General features: G+C 69.4%; 5 protein-coding genes. 4 read left to right on the top strand and 1 reads right to left on the bottom strand.

Annotated features, from left to right (window positions below; translation table 11 throughout):
• Positions 1 to 734 (bottom strand): NAD-dependent protein deacetylase (locus tag WBA11_RS03220; RefSeq protein WP_424519285.1); only part of this gene is annotated, 734 nt, incomplete at its 3' end.
• Between the two features lie 439 nt (positions 735 to 1,173).
• Between WBA11_RS03220 and WBA11_RS03215 the strand changes: the two genes are divergently transcribed.
• From WBA11_RS03215 to WBA11_RS03200, 4 genes are all read left to right on the top strand, one after another.
• The gene (locus WBA11_RS03215) at positions 1,174 to 1,683 is read left to right on the top strand and encodes a hypothetical protein (RefSeq protein ID WP_424519284.1); all 510 of its coding nucleotides are present in this window, start codon (positions 1,174 to 1,176) and stop codon (positions 1,681 to 1,683) included.
• Between the two features lie 553 nt (positions 1,684 to 2,236).
• The gene (locus WBA11_RS03210) at positions 2,237 to 2,863 is read left to right on the top strand and encodes an ECF-type sigma factor (RefSeq protein ID WP_424519283.1); all 627 of its coding nucleotides are present in this window, start codon (positions 2,237 to 2,239) and stop codon (positions 2,861 to 2,863) included.
• A 2-nt stretch (positions 2,864 to 2,865) separates the two neighbouring features.
• Positions 2,866 to 3,777, top strand: coding sequence for a serine/threonine protein kinase (locus tag WBA11_RS03205; protein ID WP_424519282.1), 912 nt, complete (start codon positions 2,866 to 2,868; stop codon positions 3,775 to 3,777).
• A gap of 17 nt (positions 3,778 to 3,794) precedes the next feature.
• A partial coding sequence (locus tag WBA11_RS03200) for an FHA domain-containing protein (protein WP_424519281.1) occupies positions 3,795 to 4,344 on the top strand: 550 nt, incomplete at its 3' end.

Raw genomic sequence — 4,344 nt, 5'->3', positions numbered from 1 at the left:
AGCCTCGCATCGAGGGCGACGGTAGCGTGTCGATGGCCGCGCGTCTCGCCCAGCGTGACGATCGCGACGGGCGTCCCCTCCGCTTCCGCTTGCCGCACGAAGCGGTAGCCGCTGTACACCGTCAAGCTCGAGCCGACGACCAGCAGCGCGTCGGCCGCCGGGACCATCGCCCTCGAGGTCGCAACCCTGGACTTCGGGACCGACTCGCCGAAGAACACCACGTCGGGCTTGACCGCGCCGCCGCAGACGGAACACGATGGGGCGACGAAGCCGTCCTCGAGGGCGATCTCGGCGTCGCCGTCGGGTGCGATTTGCTGGGCCGTCGCCGCGCGCGTCCAGCCGGGGTTGAGCGTCCCGATCTGCGCCTGGACCTCTGCCCGCGAGAGCCGGTGGCCGCACTCGAGGCAGACGACGGACGCCAGCGACCCGTGCAATTCGACCACGCGGTACGAGCCTGCCGCCTGGTGCAGTCCGTCCACGTTCTGAGTGATCACGCCCTCGACGAGTCCCGCGTCCTCGAGGTCGGCGAGCGCGCGGTGGCCTGTGTTGGGTCGGGCCTGGGTCATCCGCGCCCAGCCCCGGCTGGCCCGCGCCCAGTACCGGCGCCGCGCCGACGCGTCCCGGACGAAGTCGTCGTACTGGACAGGGCGCCGCTTGACGTGCTGCGTCTCGGGACCGCGATAGTCCGGGATGCCCGACTCGGTCGAGATGCCGGCGCCAGCGAGGACGGTCAAACGGCGCCCTCGCGTCAAGCCGACGAGAGCATCGAGGTCAGAGGATGTCATCGGCAATCTGGTGGGAGGCGGAGGTCAACGCGGTAGGGTGGAAGCTCATGCCTCGTCGTGTTGCCACTGGGCACCTCCCGACTGTCGGCCGCGAGGGGGTCTCGTGTGGGAGGCTCACACGGCGACGCCGCGAAGGTTCTCCGGCCGGTCTCTCTGCGGCCGCGGAGGCATCGGCATCTGCAGACCCGCTGTTCGCCGGCCTCGAGGACGATGACGGATCCGAGCCAGAGTCGGCCTGATCGCGGGGTCGTCCTCGAGGCCGCGCTGGCCCCGACGTGACGTCGAGGGCGAACGCGGCGGCTCTTCAGAACCCGTCTGCGAGCGCTATGGGCACCAACGCGCCGGCCCATTCGTAGATAGGGCTCCCCCCGCGACCGCCCTTCTGCCGATGCTACACCGCCCTCTCCTCCTCCTCGCCGCTTTCGCCCTCTTCACGACCGGCTGCGACTCCGGCGGCAGCGACAGCGCCCTCGAACGGATCCAGGGCCGCTACTCCCTGGACGCCCTGTCGTTCGACCCCTCCACGCCAGCGCTCCCCGAGGCAGACGTCGGCGCCAGGCTGGACGCGAATGACACCGAGCTCCAGGTGTTCGGCGACGGCGATGCTCAGATCATCGTGTTCCCGGCCGGCGGCGGCCGGTCGAGCCTGATCAGCCTGCGCGTCGAGGCCAACTCGAGACGGGCCACGTTCGAGGCCGTGACCGAGAACGACCGTGACGACCTCGACCAACTTCTGCTTCCGTCCGAGTTTTCGCTCGACTACGAAGGCGAGCGCCCGACCGTCCTCGAGGGTCAGCTCAACCTGACCGGGATCGACCTCGAGTCGTTCGACCCGGACACGTACCGAGACCAGCGGAGCAACCGCGGCACCCTGCTCGTCCGGTTCCGCCGCCCCTAGTCGGCTCAAATCGGTTCGCCTCCGTGCGGCCCGCAGCAACGGTTACATACCGTTAGCTGCGGGCCGTTTGTCGTTTACGTACAATGGTTACACGACAGGCCCGGACGTGACATCGAGAAAACCGAGGCGGAGCCCCTTCCGGCAGAAGTTTGATCCGCCTGGTCTATCATCGGCGTAGGTCAGGGTGACCGGTTCTGACCGGACTCGGTGCGCTCGTGGTAGCCGAGTCCTGTGAACGGCCGGCTCGAGAGATCTCACGTGCGTCGTTGGCCTGGTCCACCCGCCGCACATGGCGGGTCGGCGGCGCCGGCCACGCTCAAATGGGACGCACAGACAACAGATTGACACGCTGAGACAAGACGAGGACGGCCCCGCACCGCATAGTGGTGCTTTCGGGAGACGAACTCCCCCTCTTCGAAAAACGCCGGATGAGACGCACAGACAACAGAATGAGACGCACAGACAAGCGCCGCCCTCACCGCCTGACCAGATTGACCAGACCCGCGAACGGGCCGTCCCGATCGCGCTCCCCATTCCGATCCCAAACTCCCTGATGACAGACACGCTCCCTGCTCCTGCGCCGCCGGCGGCACCGGCCGGTTGGGCTCCGGCCACCGACACCGACCTCGATGAGGATGTCGCCCACCTTCTGGACATCCTCGGGCACCGCACCGACGACCCGCAGCAATGCGCCCGGGTGTACGCCCAGCTCCGCCAGATCGCCCACGCGCACCGCGTCCGCTCCTTCGGGACGCCCTCCGTCTGCACGACCGCCCTGGTCCACGAGGCGTATCTCAAGCTGGCCCGGTCCACGATGCGCTTCCGAAGCCGCGCGCACTTTATGATGACGTCCTCGAGGGCGATGCGCCAAGTGCTGCTCACCTACGCCGAGTCTCGGTGCGCACAGAAGCGAGGCGGCGGCCGGCGCCCGGTCGCCCTCGACGAAGCGACCGACATGGTGATGACCCGCACCGACGCCGCTGAGATCGCCGGGATCGGCGAGGCTCTGGAGCGGTTGGGACGGCGCGACAAACGGGGCGTCCGCGTGGTGGAGTGCCGGTTCTTCGGCGGGCTCACCGTCGACGAGACCGCGGACACGCTGGGCCTGTCTCCAGCGACGGTCACGCGAAGCTGGCGCGCCGCTCGCTCGTGGCTCTTCGACGAGCTCAGCGTGAGCTAGCCGTGCCCCGTCCAGGAAGGTCGACCGACGCCGAGGCGTTCTTCGCGCGCCTGATGGACGGGCCGCTCCGCCGCTCCGACGATCTCGACACGGAGTACCCGGCGCGGGTCGGCCATTGGACGCTCGAGGACGAGATCGGGCGCGGCGGGGGCAGCTGCGTCTACTCGGCCTCGAGGGTGACGCCCTCGGGAACGCTCCAAGCTGCGCTCAAGCTGGCGAGACGCCTGAGCCCTCACACGCTGGCGCTGTTCGATGCGGAGGCGCACGTCCTCCGCCACCTCTCAGCTCCCACGGTCGCCGCCCTGTACGACGCGGGCCAGCACCACGACGGGCGCCCCTACCTCGCCCTCGAGGTCGTCGACGGCGAGTGCGTCACGGACCACGCCAAACCGCTCCGTGCCCGGGGCCGGCTCGAGGTCGCGGCCTCGATGTGCGAGTCTGTCGGCGTGCTGCACGACGCGGGATTCGTCCACGCGGACCTCAAGCCGGCGCACCTGATCGTCCGCGGGACGGGTGACGTGACCGTGTTGGACTTGGGTTTGGCTCATGGGCACGACCTCGAGGTCGGAAACGAGGCGCAGGCGATCACGCCGGAGTTCGCGGCGCCGGAGCAGGTCCTGTCGGAGACGGTGAGCGCCCAGACCGACGTCTACGCACTGGGACTGATCGCCTACGAGGTTCTGACGGAGCGCGCCCAGGACGTCCCGTGGGTGCTGGGCGGCGTCGAGGACGTCCTCGACATGCCGGCTACGCCGTCGGGGATTGCGCCGGACTCGGTATGGGCGTCTGTAGATTGGGGAGTCGTGACGGCGCTCCGAGCCGCCGTCCACCCTTCCCCGGAGCAGCGCTTCGCGACGGCCGGCGCCTTTGCCCGCTCGCTCCGCGCCGCCCTCGACGCGACCGCCGACGCCTGACGGCGCGGCACACTTTTATGCGAGTCAAGCTGAGCGTTGTCAACACGGAGCGAGAGGCTCCGCCGCGCACGTACGTCTTCGAGCAAGACACCGTCGTCATCGGACGAGCCGGAACGTGCGACTTACCCCTCGACGACCCCAACCGCGTCGTGAGCAAGCGCCACTCCGAACTACGCGTCGAGGGCGACGCGTTGCGCGTGTTCGACATGGGGAGCAAGAACCACACGTTCCTGGACGGCGCACGCATCGGAACGTCGGGGTCGCCGGTGACCGACGGCAACAAGATCCAACTGGGACCCTTCGAGATCGTCGTCGAGATCGACCGCGACCGGCTCGTCGCCGACGACCTCGACCGGACCGTCTTCGGCGCGGCCTTCGCGAACCCCTTCGAGGACCAGGCGACGGCGCTCGCCGCGGCGCTCTCGGAGGTCCGGCGTGTGTACCAGACGCTCGACTACGACCACCGCGACGCCGCCCTCGAGGACGCGCTCCGCGACCACCTAGGCGCCGACGCGACGCCGCTCGCCGCGATCGTGTCCCCGACCGCGGCTCCGCCCTCCGACCCCT

It is taken from the genome of Rubrivirga sp. (assembly GCF_049648075.1).
Lineage (GTDB): Bacteria > Bacteroidota > Rhodothermia > Rhodothermales > Rubricoccaceae > Rubrivirga.
Note: the sequence above shows the minus strand (reverse complement) of the source record. Positions and strands in the feature narration are given on the sequence as shown.